Origin of the sequence: Arsukibacterium sp. MJ3 (assembly GCF_000987765.1) — a bacterium.
GTDB lineage: Bacteria > Pseudomonadota > Gammaproteobacteria > Enterobacterales > Alteromonadaceae > Alishewanella.
Genome location: NZ_LAHP01000005.1, coordinates 18,118 through 41,381 on the forward strand (window position 1 = coordinate 18,118; position 23,264 = coordinate 41,381).

Genomic DNA, 23,264 nt, shown 5'->3' on the forward strand with positions numbered 1-23,264 from the left:
AATGCAACACTGGATGGAGTGGGCCGTTGCCTTCTTTTTATTGTTGGGCGGAAGCTTCGTGCTGATTGGCTCGATTGGTTTAATCCGTATGCCTGATTTTTTTATGCGACTACATGGCCCAACTAAAGCTACTACCCTGGGGATGGGCGGTATTTTATTAGGTTCAATTTTCTATTTTAGTATGTCGCCAGAGACGATTAGTGTGCATGAGCTGCTCATCACACTATTCTTATTAATTACCGCGCCAGTCAGTGCTCATATGCTGATTAAAACAGCTTTACATCACCGTTTAAAAGCCCTAGAACGCACTCTGGGCGTTTCAGAACTGGAAAGTAGACAGATGAATTTAAGTGCTCAGGCTAATCGCAGCAAGAGCACTGACCCTTAGCTTTTTTTGTTACTATCAGCGTCTTGATCAGGGCTGCGAAGAACCAGAGTATCTGGGTCGTAGCGATCTTTTAGCGCATCTTTAACCGTGTGTTTCCATAGTGGCACGCCGATAAAATAGCTGGCGCGGCCAATAGCGTGTGCGGCGATGGGTGAGGTTAGTGTGGTAAATGCCATTACCGCTAATGCTTTTAAGGTAACACTGCTTTCACCGAAGAATAGCATGACGCCGCACATGATAAGGCTGGCACCCAGTACGCCGGATTTAGTGGTAGCATGCATTCTGGTCAGTAGATCGGGCATTCGGTATACCCCCAGCGAGGCTACCAGCATAAATAAACAGCCAATGAGTAAAAACAGTGCTGCTAGCAGTTCAATTATCATCGCGATAACTTCCTTTTTCTAAATAACGGGCAAAGCCAATAGCGGCTAAAAATGCCGTTAACGCTAGTACCATGGTGACATCAATGTAGGTATCTTTGCCACTGAGAATGGTATACAAGCCAATAATGCCAATGGTGATAGAGGCTATCAGTTCCAGCGCAACGACCCGATCTGGCAGGGTAGGGCCTTTAAGCAAGCGCAATAGCGCTAACAACAAAGCCAGGCTAAGGATAGCAAAACCCAGTAATAAAGTGATATCTATAATGTTATTCATCTCATTACCCGCAATATTTTTGTTTCGAGCCTTTTTAATTCACTGAGCACTTCTTGTTCATCGTAAAGGTACATTACATGTACGTAAAGCACCAGCCGATCGGTTGAAACGTCCAGGCTAAGTGAGCCGGGCGTGAGCGAGATAGCATTAGCCAATATAGTAATTTCCATATCGGTTTTAGCCCGCAGCGGCATGGCTATTACTCCGGGCTTCATCAGATTGGTCGGGGTGAGTACATCGTAGGCCACCTTTAAATTAGCCATGATCAGCTCTTTAGTAAAAAACACCATAAAACTAATAAAGCGAGGTACTTGCAGTCGGTATTTTCGTACATCCGGATGCTGTCGGAATACAAAAATTAACACTAGATAAGAAAGTATAAAACCAGCAAATAAGCCGCCACCGGTAAATGTATCGGTTAACGCCGCCCAAATCATCGCCAGCACTAGATTAGATAATAATAAATTCATAATCAGTCTGCCCCCAGCACCGCGTTAATATAGAGTTGCGGGTTAAGTAACTGGGTGGCCGCTTGCTGCGCTAATTGATAAATAGGCTCAGCAAACAGGCCAATGGCAATGGTCATGGCGGCAAGGCTGCCGGTAATACAATATAATAAACCGTTGCCTCCCGGTGCCGGGATAGCCGGTGCCGGGCTTGGTACCGCTTTCCAGAACACTTCATTCCAGATTTTCATCATAGAATATAATGTTAATAAGCCTACCAGTAAGGCTATACCCACCGCCCACCAGGCATGCGCTTCAACACCGGCTTTAATTAAAATAAATTTTGCGAAGAAGCCTGACAGTGGTGGTACACCCGCCAATGATAATGCCGGGATTAAGAATAACACCGCCAAACCAGGGTGGTCTTTGTATAAGCCCCCCAAGCGTTTTAATTCAAAACTGCCCCTTAAGCGGTAGATTAAACCCGCCACTAGAAACAGGTTAGCCTTCACAATAATATGATGCATGATATAAAACACCCCGCCAATCAGCGCCAGTGGCGTGTAAAGCGCCAACCCCAGCATCATGTAACCGATTTGGCTGATAATATGAAAGCTTAAAATGCGCCGTACTTCAAATTGCGCAGCTGCGCCTAACACCCCGGTTAACATGGTTAACACAGCCATCCATAACAGAATATTGTGAGTAAACTCCACTTCAGAATTAAAGATCAGAGTGAAAACCCGATATAGCGCATACACTCCTACTTTAGTTAGTAAACCGGCAAATATTGCGGACACAGCAACTTGGGGCGTATGGTAGGAAGCGGGTAACCAGAAAAACAACGGAAAAGCCGCGGCTTTAATAGAAAAGGCGATCAAAAAAAGCATGGCCACTACGGTGACCATTCGTTGATCTTCTACTTGGGTCAGGCGCTGGGCAATATCTGCCATATTTAATGAGCCAACTAAACCATATAACAGGCCTATTGCGGTTAAGAATAAGGCAGAAGACAGCAGATTAAGTGTGACATACTTGATAGCACCTTCCATTTGCGCCCGTTCGCCACCTTGAATTAACAGGGCAAAAGAAGCCACCAGCAACACTTCAAACCACACGTAAAGATTAAAAATATCGCCCGTTAGAAAGGCACCGTTTACCCCTGCCAGTAACAGATGAAGTAACGGATAATAGCCAAATCTTTCAAAACGGGTGAGTACAGTTTTTAAGCTGTATAGGGCAGTTGCAACGCCGGTGATGGCCGCTAGTAATACCATAATTGCCGACAGTAAATCGGCTACCAACACGATACCAAAAGGGGCAGGCCATGAGCCTACTTCCAGCACGATTATGCCATGTTGCTGGCAATGCCACATTAAAGCACAGGCGGCCAGCAAAATACTAAACGTGCCAATTACTGCCAGCCAGCGCTGTGCTTTGTGGTTTTTTAGCAGGGTGAGTGACACCGCGCCAAATAGCAACGGCAGAATAATCGGTAAAGCAACCAATAACGTCATATCCATTAATCGGTCCCTTTCATTTCATTCATGTCGTCAGTTTGTACCACTTCGCAGGCGCGGTGAATTAATACTACGGCAAAAGCTAACACCCCAAAGCTGATGACAATGGCAGTAAGAATTAGTGCTTGTGCTAACGGATCGGCGGCAGCTCCGGCAATCATTTGCTGGCCCTTATCAATTAGTGGCGGTACGCCGCGCTGTAGACCGGCCGCGGTAAAAATCAGTAAGTTGGCACCATTGGATAGTAAAATAAGCCCAATAACCAACTTGACTACTGAGCGGCGTAACATCATATAAATGGCTGCTGCATACAAACAGCCAATCAGAATAGCCATTAATGTGGTCATGAATGTTCTGCCTCTGCCAGGGTAAATACCACCGTTAGCACGCTGCCCACCACGCCTAAATAAACACCTATATCAAAAATAAGTGGGGTGCTGAGTTTTAAACTGCCTAATATTGGCAGATTTAGGGTCCACCACTGGGCGGTAAAAAAACTCTCGCCAACAAACAACGCCGGCAGAGAGGCGCCAGCAGCAAGTACCAGGCCAACGCCTACTAACTGCAAAGGGTGTACCCTAAGCATAGTGCGCGCCGCGCGATAATCTTCTGCAAACAATTTAAGTGAAATCGCGGCGGCGGCAACTAGCCCGCCGATAAAACCACCGCCGGGTTCGTTATGTCCGCGTAATAATAAAAACAATGAAAACAAAATGAGTAAGGGCAATAACAGCGTGGCCCCGGTGCTCAGAATTAATGACCGCATATTAAAACGGGATGTCATGGTTTAACTCCTGTTTTGGCCGATTTTTCACGCTGTTTTTGTACAGCATGACGTTTATCAGCATTTGTTACTGGTAAGACGCCAGTACGCAGGTGCATCATGGAGTAAACCCCTATGGCAACCAGTGCTAATACAAAAATTTCACCGAGAGTGTCGAGCGCCCTGAAATCGACCAGGATGACATTCACCACATTACGGCCGTAGCCTTCACTGACACTTTTTTCCAGAAAATAGCTGGAAATGCTGTTCATTGAACTGGCATTGGTAACCAATAATATTAATACAGTAATTAGGCCACCCGACAGCAACGCAATGGTGGCATCGCGAGCCCGGTTGGCTCTGGATGACAGTTGTCTGAACTCAGGCAGGCGATACAGCACCAACACCAGTAACAGCACGGTTATGGTTTCTACAAGTACCTGGGTAATGCCGACATCGACGGCGCTAAAGAACACGTAAATTAGTGCAACGCCAAAGCCCAGTGCGCCAATCAAGGCAACGGATACTAGGAAAGATTTTGCGGTGACTGCCGCTAAAACGGTGATCAGTAGTAAACCAACCACGGTAACTTCTTGAAGTTGTAACCCGCTGAAATCAATATTAAGTGCTATCTTATCTAGCCGCAGTACTGCCCAACCCACTAATAACACAACTGTTGCCAGTGTAGTTATCAGGTAATGCCGCAGATTGCCATTTTGCAGGGTTTTAGTTTGCCAGGTTGAAAAGCTGACCAGGCCTTGCATCAGTTTATTGTAACCGGCCTCGGGGCCAAACTGACTAAGCCGCTCAATGAAAATGGTGTGTTCTCGCCAGCCAGTCCAAAACCGGTATAGTAACAGGCCAAGCGACAGGCTTAACACGCTAAGCATTAGGGGTAAATTAATACCGTGCCATAGTGCAAGAGTGCCGGAAACTGGTTCGCCATAAACAGCACTTGCTGCAGCACGCAACAAATAATCCGCCGGAATAGCGGGCATTAAACCGAACAGCAAACCTAAAGCCGCCAATGTTAGTGGCCCGGCTAATAATGCCGGGCCAGGGTCATGAGCCGCTTTAGGCGTGGTAATCGTTTTGCCAAACCAGGGCTTTAATGCCAGTAGAGCACCCACTAACACCACAAAAATATTGGCTGTTACCGTGGCGATAGTCAGACCAAGTTGCCAGCGAGAGCCACTTAAAACGGCTTCTAGCAGTAACTCTTTGCCGATAAAACCAAATAGCGGAATAACACCCGCCAGCGATAGTGCTGCCAGCATAGCCGCCAGCGTGGTTTTGGGCATTAACCGACGCAGTCCCGACACATCGCGAAAATCTTTAACACCTGCCTCATGGTCAAGAATGCCAGCAATCATAAACAGGGCGCCTTTGTAAAGGGCGTGTGCCAGTAAAAAGGTTACCGCTGCCAGCGCTGCTTTCTCAGTACCCAGACCAAGTAGCATCGTTAGTGTGCCAAGCGCCATTACCGTTGAATAAGCCAATACGCGTTTAATGCCGGTTGATCTGCTGGCCAGAATAATGCCGGTAAGCATAGTTAGTGCGCCAATCAGAGTCAGGATGGTTAGCCAACTGGCACTACCGCCCAGAGTGGGGTGCAGCCTGGCTAATAAATAAATACCGGCTTTTACCATAGTAGCAGAATGTAAATAAGCTGAAACAGGCGTGGGCGCTGCCATTGCATTAGGTAGCCAAAAGTGAAAAGGCGTTTGTGCTGATTTAGTAAAAGCACCCAGCAATATCAGGCCTAGCATGGGCAGATACAAGCTGTGTTCGGTTAGGCTTGGCCCCGCTAATATTTCACTAAGTTCAAAGCTGCCGGCTGCCATACCCAACATAATAAAGCCTGTCATTAAGGCCAGGCCACCAAAAACCGTTACCATTAAACCCTGGTGCGCCTTTTTGCGGGTATCGTCGTCTTCGTGATTAAAGCCGATCAGCATAAAGGAACTTATGGTGGTTAGCTCCCAAAATACAAACAGTGAAATAAGATTATCAGATAATACCAAGCCGAGCATGGAACCCATAAAGCCAAGTAAAAACAAGAAGAAGCGGCCAAGTGCTGGGTGCCCTTCCTGATAACGACCGGCGTAAGCCAGAATAAAAAAACCAATGCCGCTGATTAATAACACAAATAATAAAGACAGGCCGTCGACCAGAAAGCTAAATTGAATGGCCATACTGGGAAGCCATTGATAAGCATGGCGCACGGTTTCACCGCTACTTATTAATGGAATTAAGCTGGCAAAGTATAAAAATATCGCCGCCGGTAATAATGCGAGCAACCAACCAGTCTGGCGGCCGGTAAGTGAATGCAGCCGCGGTGCTAAAGCGGCGAGTACAAAACATGACAGCACGGCTATCATTACCATGAGCGTCTCCTAGCGATGAAAAGCCAACGTTGAGAGATTTAGCACACCTGTTATTAACGTGGTGTACTTATAACGCATTGCAGTTATCAATAATGATAACTGCATTGCAAACCCCTAATTCTCCGGCAAAAAATAGTTTTAACCAAAGGTTATGCTAGCAGATAATAGCGGGGAAATACACTTAATCAAGCTGGAGTGGCAGGTAATAAATCACCGAAAAGGAGCAGTTAGTTGTTTATTAGTTTTCGTCAAATCCGTTGTTAATGAGTGTGGTTACGGCGGTCAATGCTGCGGTTGCATCTGGGCCCTGAGCGGTAACTTCTAGTGATTTTCCCTTGCTGCTGGCCAACATCAGTAGCGCCAGTACGCTAGACGCATCAGCCGTTTTACCCTCTTGTACTAACTCAATTTGAGCATTAAATTGTTGGCATAACATGGCCAGTTTGGTGGCAGCCCTGGCATGTAAACCTAATGGATTAACTATAGTAACAATACGGCTAAGTTTAGTGGCCATGATGGCGAACAAGCTCCCGATGGCGTATCTGTACATCTTCGCGCTGGCTACGGTAACTCTCGGCCAGGCTCTCAGCGATATAAACCGAGCGATGCTGACCGCCGGTGCAGCCAATAGCAATAGTGAGATAGCTTCGGTTATTGCGTTCAAGATGGGGTAACCAGCTGCTAATAAAGCTATTTATTTGCCAGGTATACTTTGCTACGACAGCTTGTGAGGCTAAATAATCTTTTACTGGCTGGTCTAAACCGGTGAGTGGCTTTAATTCTGGTTCCCAATGGGGGTTAGGTAAAAACCGGGCATCGAACACAAAGTCGGCGTCTTTAGGAATGCCATATTTAAATCCAAAAGATTCAAATAATATGACTAATCGACCGGTTTTTTGGCCTAGGATCCGCTCTCGTAATTGCTCTGCCAGTTGATGAACATTTAGCTCTGTCGTATCAATGTATAAATCTGCCCGGCTGGAAATAGGGTCAAGCAGTTGCTGTTCGCGGGATATTGCTTCATCTAATGACATTGCCTGGTGTGACAATGGATGCAAGCGACGGGTTTCACTAAAGCGTTTAATTAGCGTTGAATGGTCTGCATCAAGGTAGAGAATAGTCAGCTCAAGTTTACGCGGCAGGTACGAGAGAATATCCTCTAGTTCGTCAGGGTCTTGTGGTAAATTACGGACATCAATACTAACAGCTACCCGTTCATATTGGCCCATTACTGTTGTGGCAAGGGTGGGTAATAGATTAACCGGTATATTATCAACGCAATAATAGCCTAAATCTTCCAATACCCTAAGAGCAACTGATTTACCCGAACCTGAACGACCACTGACCACCAAAAGCTTCATGTTGTGCCCATTGCCTCACTGGCATTAATAATAAGTTGGTAAAGTTGCTCATTTGATTCGCAGTGGCGTATTTTACGCGTTAACTCTTTTTGACTGAGCAACCTGGCAATGCCGGCCAGCGTAGTCAAATGGGCCTGACATTGCTCTTCCGGGATCAAAATGGCACAGAAAATATCTACTGCCTGATTGTCGATAGCGTCGAAGGCAATAGCCTCTTTGGTGACCACAAATATCAGAATGGGCTCAGTTACCGTTTTTAGCTTGCCGTGCGGAATAGCAATACCGCCACCAATGCCAGTCGACCCGAGTTTTTCACGGGTCATCAGTGATTCTAAAATAGTGTACTCGCTCATTTCAGGTAAACGCTGATGGGCCAGTTCGGCAATATATTCAAGAATTCGTTTTTTGCTGTTAAAAAGAACTGCACTCTTGGTGCAGTTCTCGGCTAGCATAGTGCTTATATTAATCATAATTTAATTAGTGTCGGGCTACTTTTTCTTTATGTTTAATAACTTGCCTATCGAGTTTGTCAATTAACTGGTCGATAGCCGCATACATATTTTCATCTTCAGATGCCGCAAAAACTTCACCGCCATTTAAATGCAGCTTAGCTTCGGCAATCTGTTTCAATTTTTCCACGTTTAGGATCACATGTACATTGTTAATATGATCAAAGTGACGTTCAAGCTTGGCAAATTTGGTGTCTACGTACTCTTTTAATGCAGCAGTAATTTCTACATGACGACCAGTTATGTTGATTTGCATAGACGTTATCCTTTTGTTTGGGCGACCTAAACCAAGGTCTTGCGTTGATTTGATGGCGGAATAAACAATGCTTCACGATACTTGGCGATGGTACGCCGTGCTACGTTAATACCTTGCTCTAATAATATATCTGCCATCTTACTGTCACTTAGCGGTTTAGCTGGGTTTTCAGCAGCCACCAGTTTTTTTATAAAAGCGCGAATTGCCGTTGATGAACATTCACCACCACTTTCTGTACTAACATGACTGGAGAAAAAGAATTTAAGTTCGAAAATGCCTCTTGGCGTATGCATAAATTTCTGAGTAGTAACCCGGGATATTGTCGATTCGTGCATCCCAACCATTTCAGCTACGTCATTCAGCACCATCGGTTTCATCGCTTCTTCGCCGTGTTCAAAAAAAGCTTGTTGCTGTTGGACTATACAGTTGGCTACCTTTAATAATGTGTCGTTGCGGCTCTCGAGGCTTTTTAAAAACCATTTTGCCTCCTGTAGATGTGAGCGAATAAATTGGGTATCAGCCGTGTTCTTGGCGGTACGTGACATTACTGCATATTGTTGGTTTATTCTTACTTTGGGCATAGCATCCGGGTTAAGTTCAACCAGCCAGCGGCCTTTTACTTTATTTACCGATACATCCGGAATGACATATTGTTGTTGCTGGCGAATAACGTCTGCACCTGGTCTTGGGTTTAAGCTAAGGATCAGCCGCATCACTTCTTTTAGCTCATCCTCTTTCAGTTTAGTCACCCTCATCAAAGAACGAAAGTCCCGATTGGCTAAAAAGTCAGTATGTTCTTTAATGACATGCATGGCCTGTTGCAAAAAAGGCGTTAGCGGCGAAAATTGACGTAACTGCACTAATAAACATTCGGCAATGGTGCGGGCACCGACGCCCACCGGATCAAATAACTGAATACGTTTAATAACGGCTTCAACTTCATCGGCTTCAACATCAGCCAAGCCAAGCGATTCCAGAATTTCAGCAACATCTATAGTGAGTAAACCGCTTTCATCAATGGCTTCTATAATAACTTCGGCAATTGCTAAGTCGGTTTCAGAAAAGGGGGTAAGTTGCATTTGCCAGCGTAAATAATCTTGCAGTGTTTCGCTGGTTTCACCCTGAAAAACCATATCATCGTCAGGTGGTGAACCGGCACTGACCGAGGTCGCACTGATTAAGTCATCCCAATTATTATCTAACGGTAAGTCATCTTGCAGGCCTTGTTCACTCATTGATTCGCTGCTATCACGCTCAGCAATTTCAGTCAGGTTTTCTTGAGCGGCATCGTTAGTTTCGTCAGAGGAAGAGCGTTCATCATTGTCGTTAACATTACAACTGTCAGGGTCGGCAGAAAAGCTTTCAAACTCATCTTCACTTTCTAACAGTGGATTGGCATCTAATGCTTCCTGAATTTCCTGTTGCAATTCCATGGTTGACAGCTGCAGTAAGCGAATAGCTTGCTGTAACTGGGGTGTCATTGTAAGTTGCTGACCGAGCCGAAGTTGCAAAGAGGGTTTCATTTACGTCTTTTTCTCTCCTGAAGCAGGCGTTAATTGTTTTTCTTAACTATAGCCTGAATTGCTCGCCTAGGTATACATCCCGAACCTGCTGATTCACTAATACTTCTTGCGGGGGACCGGCTGCAATAAGTTCGCCATGACTAACAATGTAAGCCATTTCACAAACATCGAGGGTTTCTCTGACGTTATGATCGGTAATTAGCACCCCAATACCGCGTTGTCCCAGATGCTGAATAATTTTTTTAATATCGAGAACTGAAATGGGATCAACGCCGGCGAACGGTTCGTCAAGTAAAATAAATGCAGGGTCGGCAGCCAGCGCTCTGGCAATTTCTACTCGCCGGCGCTCACCGCCTGACAAGCTCATCCCCAGATTATTTTTAATATGGCCGATATGAAACTCTTCCAGTAAATCATCAGCTAGTTCAGCGCGCTTGGTGTTGCTAAGTGTTTTACGGGTTTGCAAAATGGCTAGCAAATTATCGTACACGGTTAATTTACGGAAAATAGAGCTTTCTTGAGGCAAATAACCGATTCCAGCACGGGCTCTGGCGTGAATAGGGTCAAACGTAATGTCCTGACCATTTAAGGTAATGTGGCCTTTGTCTGATGGCACTAAGCCGACAATCATATAAAAAGTGGTTGTTTTTCCGGCACCGTTCGGGCCAAGCAAACCAACAATCTGACCCGCACTGACTTCCAGGCTAACATCTTTTACTACCTGACGGCCGTTATAGCTTTTTGCCAGATGCGCTGCCACTAACTTCATTGATTTTCCTTGGTCTGTGGTGTGAAAATGGTGGTTACCCGTTTTTTCTGTTCACCACTTTCTGCACTGATTTGCTGGGTTTCAATGTTATAGCGGATCACCGCTGCCTCAACCTGGCTACCACTTTGGGTGAGCGATGCATTGCCACTTAACGTAAGCGTACGGCTGGCTCTGTCATAGCGTATTTCTGCTGCGGTAGCGGTTACAGGTTTAGCACCATCTAATAGCTGGCTGTATTGCACCGGCGACCCCTTGGCGAGAAAAATTTCATTACCTTTGCCCGCACTGGCGTTAATTTCTAACCGATCAGCCTTAATATTTAAGCTACCCTGGCTTACTTCTACGTTATCCATATATACCGAAACATTTTCTTTAATAGACGTTTCGTTATTTTCAGAGGTCACGGCGATAGGTTGGCTGTAATCCGGCTCATTGGCATAACTATTTGCTGCCAGTAGGGCAAAAAGAAATAAAAACGTAGTGTTATTCATTTGAGTATACCGTCTCCAGATGCTTGATAATGCGCAGTTTTTGCTCTGTCAAATCTGCCTGCATGCCAATTCCATTAATATAAAAACCCTTACCGATTATTTTTATAGGCGCGTTGGTGTGTAATGTTTTGGCAGGTAACAACAGTTCAAGGGTATCGGTGTATATTCTGTCAATCAGCTCGTTGCCATTAACATTAGTAATGCTAACGTCTTGTTCCAGTATAATTTTATCGTCTGGTAGCCAAATTCCAAACTGGCTGGTTACTTGCCAGGCGGGCAGATGCTCTGCATCAAACAGCGTATATTGTGGCTGTTCAAATTGAGTAAAGCCCAGTCGTTCAAAAAACTCTAACCGTTCAGCTTTAATCAGATCGGCTACATAGCCTTGTTCATCAAATAGAGTACGGGTAACCTGTTCGGCAATATAATCGGGTAACAGTTCACGGTCGGCATAATTGGGATCGGTTTGTTGCGCCGGGTTAAACCACAGATACGTTGCGAGTAAAACTAACGCCAGCACCAGTAGCATCAAGGTTTTTTTCATGCGCTGCTGCCATCAAACTGCTGAAACTTGTGTTGACTGATCAGCAGCAGATCGGCCAGCTCGCGCACCGCACCATGGCCGCCTGGTAAACAGGTTGTATAATGCGCATGCAGCCGCAAGTAGGGGTGAGCGTCTTTTACTGCTACAGATAAACCGCACTGTTGCATTACCTGCCAATCGGCTAAATCATCACCAATATAAGCAATTTGTTCTGCTGTTAATGCCAATTTTTGTTGTAGTTCAATAAAAGCTGCTTGTTTATTTTCTTGTGCTTGATAAACATAAGGAACGGTTAGCGAGCGCATTCGTTCAGTGACGATAGCGGAGGTGCGCCCGGTTATTACGGCAACTTCAATGCCAGCGTGACGCAGTGCTTTAATGCCGTAACCATCCCGGGTATGAAAGGCTTTAAGTTCTTCGCCGTTATTACCAAGATAAATTCGGCCATCTGAAAATACGCCATCAACATCGCAAATTAGCAGTTTTACAGTACTGGCCCGGGCCATAACATTTTGGCTGGCCTGCTGATAAAGCTGGTCGAACAGTGACATATTACATGATCCCCGCACGTAATAAATCGTGCATATTCATGGCGCCAATCGGTATACGCTGGCTATCAATGATAACCAAGCCATTAATTTTTTTCTGCTGCATAATTTTTAATGCTTCGCCTGCCAGCATATCAGCGCTGGCGGTAGTGCAGGGTGACGTCATCACCTGTTCTATTGGGGTGCTGTGGATATCTAGCTTCAAATCAAGTATCCGTCGTAAATCGCCATCGGTAAAAATACCTGCCAGGCTGTGGTCACTATTTACCACTGCGGTCATGCCCAGCCCTTTTTCAGAAATTTCCAGTAGTGCTTCTTTAATGGTGGCCTGGCGTTGAACTACGGGCACAAATTGGTCTTTATGCATAACATCAGTAAGGCGAAGTAATAGCTTGCGGCCAAGGCTGCCGCCAGGATGAGACAACGCGAAGTCATCAGCAGAAAAGCCTCGGGCATCCAGTAGTGCTACCGCCAGCGCATCACCCATGGCCAAGGTAGCAGTAGTGCTTGCTGTAGGCGCTAAGCCCAACGGACAGGCTTCTTGAGTTACCCGGACACACAAATGAATATCAGATAATTTAGCCAGGGTAGACACAGGGTTACCCGTCATGCTGATAAGGGTAATCCCAAGCCGCTTGATTACCGGCAGAATCGTTAAAATTTCTGCTGTTTCGCCTGAGTAAGAAATAGCCAGCACAATATCACCCGTAGTCAGCATGCCTAAATCGCCGTGACTGGCTTCTGCCGGGTGGACAAAAAAAGCCGGCGTACCGGTAGATGCTAACGTCGCGGAAATTTTATTAGCAATATGGCCAGATTTACCCATACCCATCACAATGACTTTGCCTTTAATATGAAACAACAGCTGACAGGCGTGTTCAAAGTCAGCGTTAATATACTGAGCCAGCTGTCGCACCGCCTCTGCTTCAATTTGCAAAACTTCCAGCGCCCGATTACCAAACGTGTTTGTCATAGTCTTTGCCATAGTAGAATCACATTATGCCAAATGAGTGAACAGTAAATATTGATAGCCTAAGAAACAAGCGAGCAGTATAGCACCTTCTACTCTGTTAATTCGTTGCATACGGGTGAAACGCACCGACATCACTAACATCATTAATGTCGCGGCTATCATAACGTAACTATCACGGCTACCGGCATTAGCATCGATAACATCCGGTCCAATTACTGCGCCTAAGCCAAGCACTGCCAATATATTAAAGATATTAGAACCAATAATATTACCCAGGGCTAAGTCATCTTCGCCTTTTAAAATACCAATAATGCTGGCCGCCAGTTCTGGCAAACTGGTACCAATCGCGATAATAGTCAGGCCAATAACCAAATCACTTAGGCCGGCATAGCGGGCGATTGTCACGGCACCATGCACCAACAGTTGAGAGCTGGCCAGCAACAGCAATAAGCCTATCACTATCCAGGAAACGGCTTTAACGGTAGAAATACTGACTACCGGAACATCGGCATTAATTTCAGCAATTAGAGGGTCATCCGGGGCGGCATGTTTACCCCAGTAAACTAATAAAGCTAAAAAGCTGCAAAAAGCCACCAGTAACAATATTCCTTCACTGCGGGTAAGCAGGTTATCAGACAATAAATAATAGCCAAACAGCGTACAAATAAGTAGTAAAGGGAACTCGCGGCGCAACGTTAATGAAGATACCGCTATTGGCTTGAGCAGGGCGGCCGCGCCAATAACTAATAAAATATTGGTTATGTTAGAGCCAATGGCGTTACCCACAGACGTATCAAGCTTGCCTTGCCAGGCGGCAGTAGCCGAGACCAGCATTTCGGGAGCTGAAGAACCCATAGCGACGATAGTTAGGCCGATTACCATTGGCGATATACCGCTATTACGGGCAATAGAGGACGCGCCAAACACAAAGCGATCTGCACTCCAGATGAGTAGAACCAAGCCGACAATAACAAAAAAGACAGCAACAAAAAGTGGTGACACGAGGTAGTCCTGTAACGTACTGGATTATAATCCGCTATTTTCCGTGTTATTGCCGGTAATTGCAAAAAAACCTGCTGGTTCAGCTATCTCCTATTTTTTCGCACACTTTGTTACTAATTTTTGTAACGACTTTATCGCGCAACACGTTTACAATATTACAACTTGAAACTTGCAGCATAGCTAATTGCAAACATACAGCATTGTATGTATATTGGCTTTCCTGAAAATTAGTACCCTATAACGGCGCCAGCGGTTGCGCTCAGGTGGAGTCCAGTTTGTCCGATATTATGGTTGATATTCAGCACTTAAGCTTTTCCCGAGGCAAAAATCTGATATACGATGATATGAGTATGCAGGTTCGTCGCGGCAAGGTAACGGCGATTATGGGGCCAAGCGGTATTGGTAAAACAACACTGCTGAAACTGATCGGTGGTCAGTTAAAACCTAGCCAGGGCCATATATTATTTGATGGCCAGGATATTCCGGCATTGTCCCGCGCTGATTTATATCAGGCTCGCAAGAAAATGAGCATGTTGTTTCAAAGCGGCGCGTTGTTTACCGAAATGTCGGTATTTGACAATGTGGCTTTTCCGATACGGGAACACACCAGATTGTCAGAATCGCTGATTAACATTATCGTTTTAATGAAACTTGAATCAGTGGGATTGCGTGGTGCCCGTGATTTGATGCCAGCCGAATTGTCCGGTGGTATGGCACGTCGTGCTGCATTGGCCCGGGCTATAGCACTAGATCCAGAATTAATCATGTATGATGAACCTTTTGCCGGTCAAGATCCGATATCGATGGGTGTTATTGTTCGTTTGATTAAAGAGCTGAATAACGCGTTAGGTTTAACCTCTATAGTGGTATCTCACGATGTGACCGAGGTAATGAGCATTGCTGACTATGTGTATCTGGTGGCTGAAAAAAAGGTTATTGGCCATGGTACTCCCGAGCAGTTGCGGCAGGACAAATCAGCACTGGTGCAACAATTTTTGTTAGGTGAGGCCGACGGCGCCGTACCTTTTCATTATAAGGCTGCGGCCTATGAGGATGAGTTAATGGAGCCGAGGCGTTGATAACAGAAAAGTTACAAAATTTGGGGCGTTCAACCATCGATAATCTGGCTGGTTTTGGTCGTTCCGGTGTGATGTTGTTTGGTGCACTGGTTGGCAAACCCAATTTTCGAAAAGGCTGGCCATTACTTGTTAAGCAACTGTACGTTATTGGGGTGTTATCTTTACTGATAATCTTGGTGTCAGGTTTATTTATTGGCATGGTGCTGGCACTGCAAGGTTATACGGTATTGGTAAAGTTTGGTGCTGAAGGTATGTTAGGGCCATTAGTGGCACTGAGTTTATTGCGAGAGCTTGGCCCGGTTGTAACGGCTTTGCTGTTTGCTGGCCGTGCAGGTAGTGCGTTAACGGCAGAAATTGGTTTAATGAAAGCCACTGAGCAGTTATCGGGCATGGAAATGATGGCAGTTGATCCGTTACGTCGAATTATAGCTCCCCGATTCTGGGCTGGGGTGATCAGTATGCCGTTGCTGGCGATGGTGTTTACTGCGGTAGGGATCCTTGGTGGTCATTTAATTGGTGTTAACTGGCTGGGAGTTGATGGTGGTAGTTATTGGTCAACCATGCAGGCGAATGTTGATTTATATCAGGATGTCGTTAATGGGCTGATAAAAAGTGTGGTATTTGCGGTAATCGTGATTTGGATAGCACTGCACAAGGGATTTGACGCAGTGCCAACATCAGAGGGTATTAGCCGGGCAACAACTCAGACGGTAGTAACAGCATCGTTAACCGTACTGGGCTTTGACTTTATTTTAACTGCATTAATGTTTGGTGGATAAAATGACCACACGGAAAATTGAAATTTTAGTAGGCGCTTTTATTGTTTTGGCAGTTGCTGCATTTTTAATGCTGGCACTAAAAGTAGCCAATGCCGGGATAAGTGGTTCAGGCCAAAGTTATGTTTTGTATGCTAAGTTTGAAAATATTGGCGGTCTTAAAGTCCGCTCACCTATTAAAGTGGGCGGTGTGGTAGTAGGCCGGGTCGCATCTATTGATTTAGACACGGTGTATTACACTCCAGTGGTAAAAATGGAAATTAATGAGCAATACAGTAATTTTCCAGAAACCAGCTCAGTAGCGATTTTAACTTCTGGTTTGCTAGGAGAGCAATATTTAGGCCTGCAGCCAGGTTTTATTGACGAAACAGTGCAGATTTTGGCTGATGGTGACTCTATTCAGGACACACGTTCTGCGATAGTGCTAGAAGAGCTTATTGGCCAATTCTTGTTTAACCGAGGGAATTAACCGTGAAATTTATATCAATTAAAGCATTGTTGTTGGTCGCTATAGCCGTGGCACCGGTTACAGCGTTTAGCAATGAAACTGCTGCCACGGCAGCCGTGCAGCAAGTAGTACAATATACCGACCCGTTTAAAATGATGGAGGTGGTTGCTGATAAAACCTTCAAGCGGATTGCGCATGACCAACAGATAATTAGCGATAATAAAGAGCATTTACGATTAATTGTTAACGAAGAGCTGGTGCCTTACATTGATAGCCGCTATGCCGCTTTAACCGTAATTGGCCGCACAGTAAATTTAAAAGAGTTACCTCGTGAGGAGTTCGATGCTTTTGTGGCGGCTTTTCAAGACTATATGGTTGCCTCCTACGCTGGTGCATTAACCTATTATAGTGATCAAAAAGTGATTATTCAGCCGGCCCGGCCACCTGAAAATCAAAGCATTATGACTATAAAAACCCGGGTTATCGATCCTGGCAAGCCGGATATTACTATCGATTTTAAATTGCGTCGCAATCGTGGATCTGACTATTGGTTGGTTTACGATATGGTTGCCGAAGGTATTTCATTGTTAGACAGTAAGCGGGCCGAGCTTAGCAATCTTATTCGTCAGCAAGGTGTTGCCCGGGTAACGGAATTGCTGTTAGAAAAAGCAAAAGATCCTATACAAGTGCCGGAGTAACCTGGTGTCGCTAGATATTACCAATCAAGATAATACGTTACGGTTCAGTGGAGAGCTTAATCGTGACACATTAATGCGCTATTCACCTTTTAAGCTGTTAAATACGCTCAGTGGTAAGGTAATCTTTGATTTTTCTGCCCTAAGCAATGTAGACTCAGCCGGACTAGCTTGGTTAATTCAGCAAATTGGTCTGGCCCGTAAGCAGCAATTGCAAATAGCGTTTTGCAATGTTCCTGCTCAGTTATTGGCTCTGGCTAAGGTCAGTGCCGTAACGGCCTTGTTACCTATAACAGATTAAGGTGTAGTGTGGAGATAAAACAAATTGAGCAACTGCTTACTGAGCAGTTGCAGCTGACCGAGGTATATGTTACTGCCGAAGGGTCGCATTATGCGGTAACAGCAGTGGGTAATTGCTTTGCTGACGTTAGCCGGGTAAAACAGCAACAAATGATTTATGCACCGCTAATGAGTGCAATCGCTGATGGCACTATTCATGCTGTTAGCATTAAAGCCTTTACGCCAGAAAAATGGCGCAGAGAAAAACTTTTAAACCCACCTATGTAAGACATAATATGCAACAATTCCGCGTTACTGCCAGTGGTCCTTTGCACGGTGAGGTTACTATCTCAGGTGCAAAAAACGCCGCATTACCTATTTTATTTGCCAGTATTTTGTCTGAAAAGCCCAGCACTATTACTAATGTGCCGAAATTGAAAGACATTGAAACGACGTATAAGCTACTGCAACTGTTTGGTGCCACTCTTACCATTGAGACCAACAGCGTTACCGTGGACGCAGGTCAGATTAATAATCAGTTTGCTCCTTACGAGCTGGTTAAAACCATGCGCGCTTCTATTTTAGCCCTAGGGCCGTTATTAAGCCGTTTTGGTCAGGCGGAAGTATCCTTACCCGGTGGCTGTGCCATTGGTGCCCGGCCGGTGAATTTACACATTGATGGCTTACGTAAGATGGGTGCTGAGATCCTGGTTGAAAATGGTTATATTAAAGCCCATGCCAGCCGTCTTAAAGGGGCGCATATCATTATGGAGATGGTGAGCGTTACCGGTACCGAAAACCTGTTAATGGCAGCGGTGTTAGCCGACGGTATTACCATTATTGAAAATGCTGCAAGAGAGCCAGAAGTTGTTGATTTAGCACTTTATCTCAATACTATGGGGGCGAAAATAACCGGTGCCGGCACTGACACTATTCAAATCGAAGGTGTTAGGGCGTTACATGGTGGTGAGCATCGGGTACTACCCGATAGGATTGAAACGGGTACTTTTCTGGTTGCTGCAGCGGTAACCGGTGGCGATGTTACATGTACTAGTGCTGATCCAACCGAGTTAGAAGCGGTACTGGAAAAACTGCGGGAAGCGGGGGCTGAAATAAGCACCGGTAAAGATTGGATCCGGTTGAATATGACGGGTAGAAAACTGAGTTCAGTGGATGTAAAAACCGTACCACACCCTGGTTTTCCAACCGATATGCAAGCTCAGTTTACCGTGTTAAATGTGGTAGCAGAAGGCGTTGGCATGGTTACCGAGACCATTTTTGAAAACCGCTTTATGCATGTACCTGAGCTGCAACGAATGGGCGCTAAGATTAGACTGGAAGGCAACACTGCAGTGTGTCAGCACAGCCCGAAACTAATGGCTGCCCAAGTTATGGCGACCGACTTACGTGCGTCAGCCAGCTTAGTAATTGCCGGTTTAGTGGCGGAAGGCGAAACTCTGGTAGACCGCATATACCATATCGACCGTGGTTATGAAAACATTGAGCATAAGCTGCAAGGTTTGGGTGCAAAAATTGAACGGATAGACGCGGTTTAATGGCGTTTACCCGCGTTGTAATGCGCGCACTATAGTCGGTACTTCAATAATCTGGCCATTGCGTACAATGGTCAGCATTAACGCGGTATCAGGTGCTGTTTCTGCAATTAAATTAAGCGCCTGACGCGAATCTGCAAATTGCTCTCCTGCTATTTTCAAAATGACATCACCAATTTGTAAATCAGCATTATCTGCCGGACCACCAGGATTAATCGATGTTAGGGCAAGGCCATACATTTTTTGGCCGGTAGAGACTAGCCGGTCGCCAGCGGCATTGACCACCGCATCGCCTGTTACGCCTAAATGGCTGCGGGTAACCCGGCCTTGTTTAATCAGTTTTTGCATAATATTTTGTGCCAGCTGGTAGGGCACAGCAAAAAAGATCCCCTGAATATCTTGATCTTGTAATTGAAAGGCTGCGGCATTGATACCAACCAAAGTACCGTTAGTATTTACCAGAGCACCGCCAGAGTTACCTTTATTTATTGCTGCATCCATCCGCATAAAGTCGATATAGCCACGCGAGCTAAGGCCGCTATTACCACTAGCGCTAATGATGCCTTGGGTAATGGTTTGGCCCAAATTGAGCGGATTGCCAATAGCCAGAACTACGTCACCCACCTGAGGTTCAAGTTCACTATCTTGCGGGATAACCGGCAGGTTATCAGCCTGAACGTACAATACTGCTAAATCAGAAATAACATCCTGGCCTATTAAAACGGCTTCTAACCAACGACCATCCTGCAGCGCAATTTCAATATGATCGGCACCGGATACTACGTGATGGTTAGTTAAAATATATCCTTTAGCACTCATGATAACGCCTGATCCAAGCTCCTGGCGTTCAATAGAGCGCGGGCTAAGACCGCGAGGGTCAATAACTCTGCTACGAGTATAGACATTCACAACTGCTGGCGCCGCTCGCCTCACGGCACGGTTATACGATATAGGGGCAGGTTCAGTATGCTCAGCGGTGTTATTCCAAACAGGCAAACTAATGCCAGTCAGGGTGGGGAAAAATAATAAAATAACCAGCGCTAACGCCAGGCCATAAGCAATACTTTTGAGGATGAAGAACAGCGTTTTTAACACAATAGTCTGGCAGCAGGACAAAATATGAAAAGAGCATAGCACTTTTTATGCTTAAGCAGTAGCCACTTAGCTACTGCTTAAGCCATATTTAACTAGCGAAGCAGGATATATAGATCGTCGTTAGTGCGTCGTATGTACAGCGCCGCAACACCTTGGCGGCCTTCAAGAATACGTCGCAGCTCCGCCAGGTTAGCCACCCGCTGTCGGTTAACTCCGGTAATTATATCACCCTGACGTAAACCAACTTGCTCAGCAACCGAGCCGCCGGCAAGTTCAGTTATCTCCACACCTTTATCGCTGTTGTTCAAGGTGGCGCCCTGTAGCATCGGGTGTAGCTCGTTTGCCGCAACCTGGCCGCTGGCCAACTCTTGCAACGTTACGGAAACTTTGCGCTCTTTACCATCACGTAATAATCCTAACTCTGTTTTTTGGCCTGCGCCCAAGGTAGCAATTTTTGCTCTGAGTTCATTAAAGCTTTGAATGGCATTACCATTCATGCTGATAATAACATCGCCTGCTTTAATGCCGGCAGTAGCTGCGGCGGTATCGGGTAGTACTTCATTCACAAATGCGCCACGACTTACTTTTAGGTTAAGCGCTTCGGTTAGCTCAGAATTAACATCACCCCCACGCACACCCAGACTACCGCGGCGGATTTCACCAAATTCAATAATCTGATCAACCAGATTTTTCATCATATTCGACGGAATAGAGAATCCAATACCGACATTGCCGCCATTAGGTCCTAAAATAGCGGTATTAATGCCGATAAGTTCACCCCGCAGATTCACTAAAGCACCGCCAGAGTTCCCCCGGTTAATAGCCGCATCGGTTTGGATAAAGTCTTCAAAACCGTCCATATTTAAGCCACTTCTGCCAAGCGAGCTAACAATTCCTGAGGTAACGGTTTGTTCTAAACCAAACGGATTACCAATAGCAATCGCATAATCGCCTACTCGTAGTTTGTCTGAGTTCGCCAGTGGGATTTGTACCAGATTTTTCGCTTCAATTTGTAGCAGGGCAATATCGCTTTGTGGGTCGGCACCGAGTTTTTTGGCGGTAAAACTGCGGCCATCTTTCAGTTTAATCAGTATTTTATCCGCGTCTTGTACCACATGGTTATTGGTAACAATGTAACCCTTATCGGCATCAATAATAACCCCAGAGCCAAGGCCACTAAACGGCTGTTCCTGACGCTGCTCGCCTTGGCCGCGCTGTCCGAAAAAGTCGCGAAAGGCTTCGGGTATACGCTGACGCGCCTCTCTGCTGCCTTCTACCGAAATATGTACTACAGACGGCGTAGCCTTTTCAAGCATAGGTGCCAGCGTGGGCATTTCTGTTTTATCTGAATTTAAAAAGGGCAAGCCGGCCTGCACTGGGCTGGCCGAGGTCGCTAACATTGCTGCAAGTATGGCAGCGTGTAATACAGATAATTTCATTTTCATTACGTTGTAGCCTCTTGGACAAAGATGTGACTAAGAACGTTATGGCATAGAAAAAGTTCAGCGCTTATTGCAGCATAATGTAACTAAGTATTACTCTGGTTTTTTAGCAGTGCGCTCCTTAATCAGACCGCTTGCTTCACCAGAGTAATCGCGGGGTTGCTCATCTACCGCAGAATATACCCGGCGCTTTTCATCAATCTGATGTAAAGATTGTTTAATGTGGGCGGCAGTGTCAGTGGACAAATAATTTAAGTCAGTATTTTTAGCTGGTGCGGGTTGCTCCACTAATTGCATTTTCGATTGTTGTACATGACGGGCAATGCGTGAGTAATTATCTTGTAGCTGGGTCATTAACTGGTTAGTAACGTCCAAATGTTGTGACACATCTTGCCGGTATTGGCTAAGTTGCTGCCGGCTGCTATCCAGTTCTTGTTGCAGTTTATGGCTGTTAAACTGCTTTAAACTATACAGTCTGGCCAAAACAGCGCCCACTATTAAACCAACAGCCAAACCCGCCAGGGCAAACGTGAGATCCATATCAACTCCTAAATAGTAAAATTTACAACAGTGTATCTTAACTTCTTAGCCTGAGTGGTAAGGCATGTTATTATTATTGCCTGTTTTGCCCGTTAAACCAACAACGTTTCCAGCCAGAGATCATGACACCAACAGAAAAATATCAACAAGACTTAACTAAAGCCGATTTTCAGTACGATGCGGCTCAGGAATACGCCGTTAAACAATTGCAACGGTTATATGATGAGTTTGTGCAAAATAGGCCTCAGCAGCAATCATGGTGGCAAAAACTGCTTGGGCGGTCAGCCTTGCAACAACCTGTAGCCGGCTTGTATTTTTGGGGTGGTGTTGGACGTGGTAAAACCTATCTGGTTGATACCTTTTATGAATGTTTACCTACCCAACGTAAATTGCGCATTCACTTTCACCGCTTTATGCATCGGGTACATGAAGATTTAAAACATCTAAAAGGGGTTAAAAATCCGTTGGAGCAGGTTGCGGACAATTTTAAACAGCAAACTGATATTGTGTGTTTTGATGAATTTTTTGTGTCTGATATTACCGATGCCATGATTTTAAGCACGTTAATGCAAGCGTTGTTTGCCAGAAATATTATTCTGGTAGCCACCTCGAATATCGAACCAGACGGCTTATATCGTAATGGTTTGCAGCGAGTCAGGTTTTTACCCGCTATTAGTTTGATTAAACAACATTGCCACATTGTTAACGTAGATAGTGGCATTGACTACAGGTTACGCACCCTTGAACAGGCCGAAATCTATCATTATCCACTGGATGCTGAAGCTGAACAAAATTTACAGCGCTATTTTATGGCACTGTCGGCAGAACCACGCCAAACTGAGTGTGAAATAGAAGTAGCTAATCGTCAATTGACGGCGCTGGCTGAAGCCGATGGCATCGTCTGGTTTAACTTCAGTGTCTTGTGTGAGAGTGCCCGCAGCCAATACGATTACATGGAATTAAGTCGCTGTTACCATACGGTGCTATTAGCCGGGGTAAAGCCAATGGGTCGCAACAATGATGATGTCAGCAGACGCTTTATTGCCTTAGTAGATGAGTTTTATGAGCGACAGGTAAAATTGATTATCTCGGCAACGGTTCCATTGGAGCAGTTGTACTATGGTGGCTTATTAGAGTTTGAATTTAAGCGTTGTATCAGTCGTTTACAGGAAATGCAGTCGCGTGACTATCTGGCTTCGCCGCACTTGCCGTAATGATGA

29 protein-coding genes and 1 pseudogene are annotated in these 23,264 nt (G+C 45.4%); 9 read left to right on the plus strand and 21 right to left on the minus strand.

From position 1 onward, the window contains the following. Position 1: 1 nt before the first annotated feature. Positions 2-388 (plus strand): Na+/H+ antiporter subunit G, encoded by a 387-nt coding sequence (locus VT06_RS05030; protein WP_046553192.1) that lies wholly within the window; start codon positions 2-4, stop codon positions 386-388. On the opposite strand, the gene mnhG is transcribed toward VT06_RS05030, so the two are convergent. From mnhG to VT06_RS05120, 18 genes and pseudogenes are all read right to left on the minus strand, one after another. After that, the gene (gene mnhG / locus VT06_RS05035) at positions 385-768 is read right to left on the minus strand and encodes a monovalent cation/H(+) antiporter subunit G (RefSeq protein ID WP_200897916.1); all 384 of its coding nucleotides are present in this window, start codon (positions 766-768) and stop codon (positions 385-387) included. The genes VT06_RS05030 and mnhG overlap by 4 nt on opposite strands. Continuing rightward, complete coding sequence (locus VT06_RS05040; RefSeq protein WP_152658981.1) at positions 761-1,045, minus strand: monovalent cation/H+ antiporter complex subunit F; 285 nt, start codon at positions 1,043-1,045, stop codon at positions 761-763. The genes mnhG and VT06_RS05040 overlap by 8 nt, the downstream gene beginning before the upstream one ends. Further along, positions 1,042-1,515, minus strand: a complete 474-nt coding sequence (locus VT06_RS05045) for a Na+/H+ antiporter subunit E (RefSeq protein WP_046553194.1) — start codon at positions 1,513-1,515, stop codon at positions 1,042-1,044. The genes VT06_RS05040 and VT06_RS05045 overlap by 4 nt, the downstream gene beginning before the upstream one ends. Positions 1,516-1,517: 2 nt before the next feature. Beyond that, positions 1,518-3,008: a Na+/H+ antiporter subunit D gene (locus tag VT06_RS05050; protein WP_046553357.1), complete on the minus strand. Its 1,491-nt coding sequence runs from the start codon at positions 3,006-3,008 to the stop codon at positions 1,518-1,520. 5 nt (positions 3,009-3,013) lie between these two features. Then, positions 3,014-3,358: a Na+/H+ antiporter subunit C gene (locus VT06_RS05055; protein WP_046553195.1), complete on the minus strand. Its 345-nt coding sequence runs from the start codon at positions 3,356-3,358 to the stop codon at positions 3,014-3,016. After that, positions 3,355-3,795, minus strand: a complete 441-nt coding sequence (locus VT06_RS05060; protein WP_046553196.1) for a Na+/H+ antiporter subunit B — start codon at positions 3,793-3,795, stop codon at positions 3,355-3,357. Before VT06_RS05060 ends, VT06_RS05055 begins: the two co-directional genes overlap by 4 nt. Before the next feature lie 86 nt (positions 3,796-3,881). Further along, a pseudogene (locus tag VT06_RS05065) lies at positions 3,882-6,161 on the minus strand (putative monovalent cation/H+ antiporter subunit A); the annotation flags it as partial. Positions 6,162-6,399: 238 nt separating this feature from the next. Then, positions 6,400-6,675, minus strand: a complete 276-nt coding sequence (locus tag VT06_RS05070; protein ID WP_046553198.1) for an HPr family phosphocarrier protein — start codon at positions 6,673-6,675, stop codon at positions 6,400-6,402. Further along, the gene (gene rapZ / locus VT06_RS05075) at positions 6,665-7,522 is read right to left on the minus strand and encodes an RNase adapter RapZ (protein WP_046553199.1); all 858 of its coding nucleotides are present in this window, start codon (positions 7,520-7,522) and stop codon (positions 6,665-6,667) included. The genes VT06_RS05070 and rapZ overlap by 11 nt, the downstream gene beginning before the upstream one ends. Continuing rightward, entirely contained in the window at positions 7,519-7,992 is a 474-nt protein-coding gene (gene ptsN / locus VT06_RS05080) for a PTS IIA-like nitrogen regulatory protein PtsN (protein ID WP_046553200.1), read from the minus strand. The genes rapZ and ptsN overlap by 4 nt, the downstream gene beginning before the upstream one ends. Before the next feature lie 7 nt (positions 7,993-7,999). Continuing rightward, positions 8,000-8,287 (minus strand): ribosome hibernation promoting factor, encoded by a 288-nt coding sequence (hpf, locus tag VT06_RS05085; protein WP_046553201.1) that lies wholly within the window; start codon positions 8,285-8,287, stop codon positions 8,000-8,002. A 26-nt stretch (positions 8,288-8,313) separates the two neighbouring features. Further along, positions 8,314-9,810 (minus strand): RNA polymerase factor sigma-54, encoded by a 1,497-nt coding sequence (locus tag VT06_RS05090; protein WP_046553202.1) that lies wholly within the window; start codon positions 9,808-9,810, stop codon positions 8,314-8,316. A gap of 46 nt (positions 9,811-9,856) precedes the next feature. Further along, the gene (lptB, locus tag VT06_RS05095; protein WP_046553203.1) at positions 9,857-10,579 is read right to left on the minus strand and encodes an LPS export ABC transporter ATP-binding protein; all 723 of its coding nucleotides are present in this window, start codon (positions 10,577-10,579) and stop codon (positions 9,857-9,859) included. Continuing rightward, a complete protein-coding gene (gene lptA / locus VT06_RS05100; protein WP_046553204.1) occupies positions 10,576-11,070 on the minus strand; it encodes a lipopolysaccharide transport periplasmic protein LptA in 495 nt (164 codons plus the stop codon). Before lptA ends, lptB begins: the two co-directional genes overlap by 4 nt. Continuing rightward, the gene (gene lptC / locus VT06_RS05105) at positions 11,063-11,614 is read right to left on the minus strand and encodes an LPS export ABC transporter periplasmic protein LptC (RefSeq protein WP_046553205.1); all 552 of its coding nucleotides are present in this window, start codon (positions 11,612-11,614) and stop codon (positions 11,063-11,065) included. The genes lptA and lptC overlap by 8 nt, the downstream gene beginning before the upstream one ends. Next, a complete protein-coding gene (gene kdsC, locus VT06_RS05110; protein WP_046553206.1) occupies positions 11,611-12,165 on the minus strand; it encodes a 3-deoxy-manno-octulosonate-8-phosphatase KdsC in 555 nt (184 codons plus the stop codon). Before kdsC ends, lptC begins: the two co-directional genes overlap by 4 nt. Position 12,166: 1 nt before the next feature. Continuing rightward, positions 12,167-13,135 (minus strand): KpsF/GutQ family sugar-phosphate isomerase, encoded by a 969-nt coding sequence (locus VT06_RS05115; protein WP_046553207.1) that lies wholly within the window; start codon positions 13,133-13,135, stop codon positions 12,167-12,169. Between the two features lie 24 nt (positions 13,136-13,159). Next, a complete protein-coding gene (locus tag VT06_RS05120; protein ID WP_046553208.1) occupies positions 13,160-14,137 on the minus strand; it encodes a calcium/sodium antiporter in 978 nt (325 codons plus the stop codon). Between the two features lie 287 nt (positions 14,138-14,424). Between VT06_RS05120 and VT06_RS05125 the strand changes: the two genes are divergently transcribed. The 7 genes from VT06_RS05125 to murA are packed head-to-tail and all read left to right on the plus strand — an operon-like array spanning position 14,425 to position 18,970. Next, positions 14,425-15,216: an ATP-binding cassette domain-containing protein gene (locus VT06_RS05125; protein WP_046553209.1), complete on the plus strand. Its 792-nt coding sequence runs from the start codon at positions 14,425-14,427 to the stop codon at positions 15,214-15,216. Then, a complete protein-coding gene (gene mlaE / locus VT06_RS05130) occupies positions 15,213-15,995 on the plus strand; it encodes a lipid asymmetry maintenance ABC transporter permease subunit MlaE (protein WP_046553210.1) in 783 nt (260 codons plus the stop codon). The genes VT06_RS05125 and mlaE overlap by 4 nt, the downstream gene beginning before the upstream one ends. Before the next feature lies 1 nt (position 15,996). Next, on the plus strand, positions 15,997-16,461 hold the full coding sequence (gene mlaD / locus VT06_RS05135; protein ID WP_046553211.1) for an outer membrane lipid asymmetry maintenance protein MlaD: 465 nt from the start codon (positions 15,997-15,999) through the stop codon (positions 16,459-16,461). 2 nt (positions 16,462-16,463) lie between these two features. Beyond that, the gene (locus VT06_RS05140) at positions 16,464-17,138 is read left to right on the plus strand and encodes an ABC transporter substrate-binding protein (RefSeq protein WP_052750173.1); all 675 of its coding nucleotides are present in this window, start codon (positions 16,464-16,466) and stop codon (positions 17,136-17,138) included. Between the two features lie 4 nt (positions 17,139-17,142). Continuing rightward, on the plus strand, positions 17,143-17,436 hold the full coding sequence (locus VT06_RS05145) for a lipid asymmetry maintenance protein MlaB (protein ID WP_046553212.1): 294 nt from the start codon (positions 17,143-17,145) through the stop codon (positions 17,434-17,436). Positions 17,437-17,444: 8 nt separating this feature from the next. After that, entirely contained in the window at positions 17,445-17,702 is a 258-nt protein-coding gene (locus VT06_RS05150) for a BolA family protein (protein WP_046553213.1), read from the plus strand. Positions 17,703-17,710: 8 nt separating this feature from the next. After that, complete coding sequence (gene murA / locus VT06_RS05155) at positions 17,711-18,970, plus strand: UDP-N-acetylglucosamine 1-carboxyvinyltransferase (RefSeq protein WP_046553214.1); 1,260 nt, start codon at positions 17,711-17,713, stop codon at positions 18,968-18,970. A gap of 6 nt (positions 18,971-18,976) precedes the next feature. Here the strand turns inward: murA and VT06_RS05160 are convergent, their stop codons facing one another. The 3 genes from VT06_RS05160 to VT06_RS05170 form a co-directional block, all read right to left on the minus strand. Next, a complete protein-coding gene (locus tag VT06_RS05160) occupies positions 18,977-20,062 on the minus strand; it encodes a trypsin-like peptidase domain-containing protein (protein ID WP_052750174.1) in 1,086 nt (361 codons plus the stop codon). A gap of 92 nt (positions 20,063-20,154) precedes the next feature. After that, the gene (locus VT06_RS05165; protein ID WP_046553215.1) at positions 20,155-21,507 is read right to left on the minus strand and encodes a Do family serine endopeptidase; all 1,353 of its coding nucleotides are present in this window, start codon (positions 21,505-21,507) and stop codon (positions 20,155-20,157) included. Positions 21,508-21,597: 90 nt separating this feature from the next. Continuing rightward, the gene (locus VT06_RS05170; RefSeq protein WP_046553216.1) at positions 21,598-22,044 is read right to left on the minus strand and encodes a YhcB family protein; all 447 of its coding nucleotides are present in this window, start codon (positions 22,042-22,044) and stop codon (positions 21,598-21,600) included. 122 nt (positions 22,045-22,166) lie between these two features. Between VT06_RS05170 and zapE the strand changes: the two genes are divergently transcribed. After that, complete coding sequence (gene zapE / locus VT06_RS05175; protein ID WP_046553217.1) at positions 22,167-23,258, plus strand: cell division protein ZapE; 1,092 nt, start codon at positions 22,167-22,169, stop codon at positions 23,256-23,258. Positions 23,259-23,264: the final 6 nt, after the last annotated feature.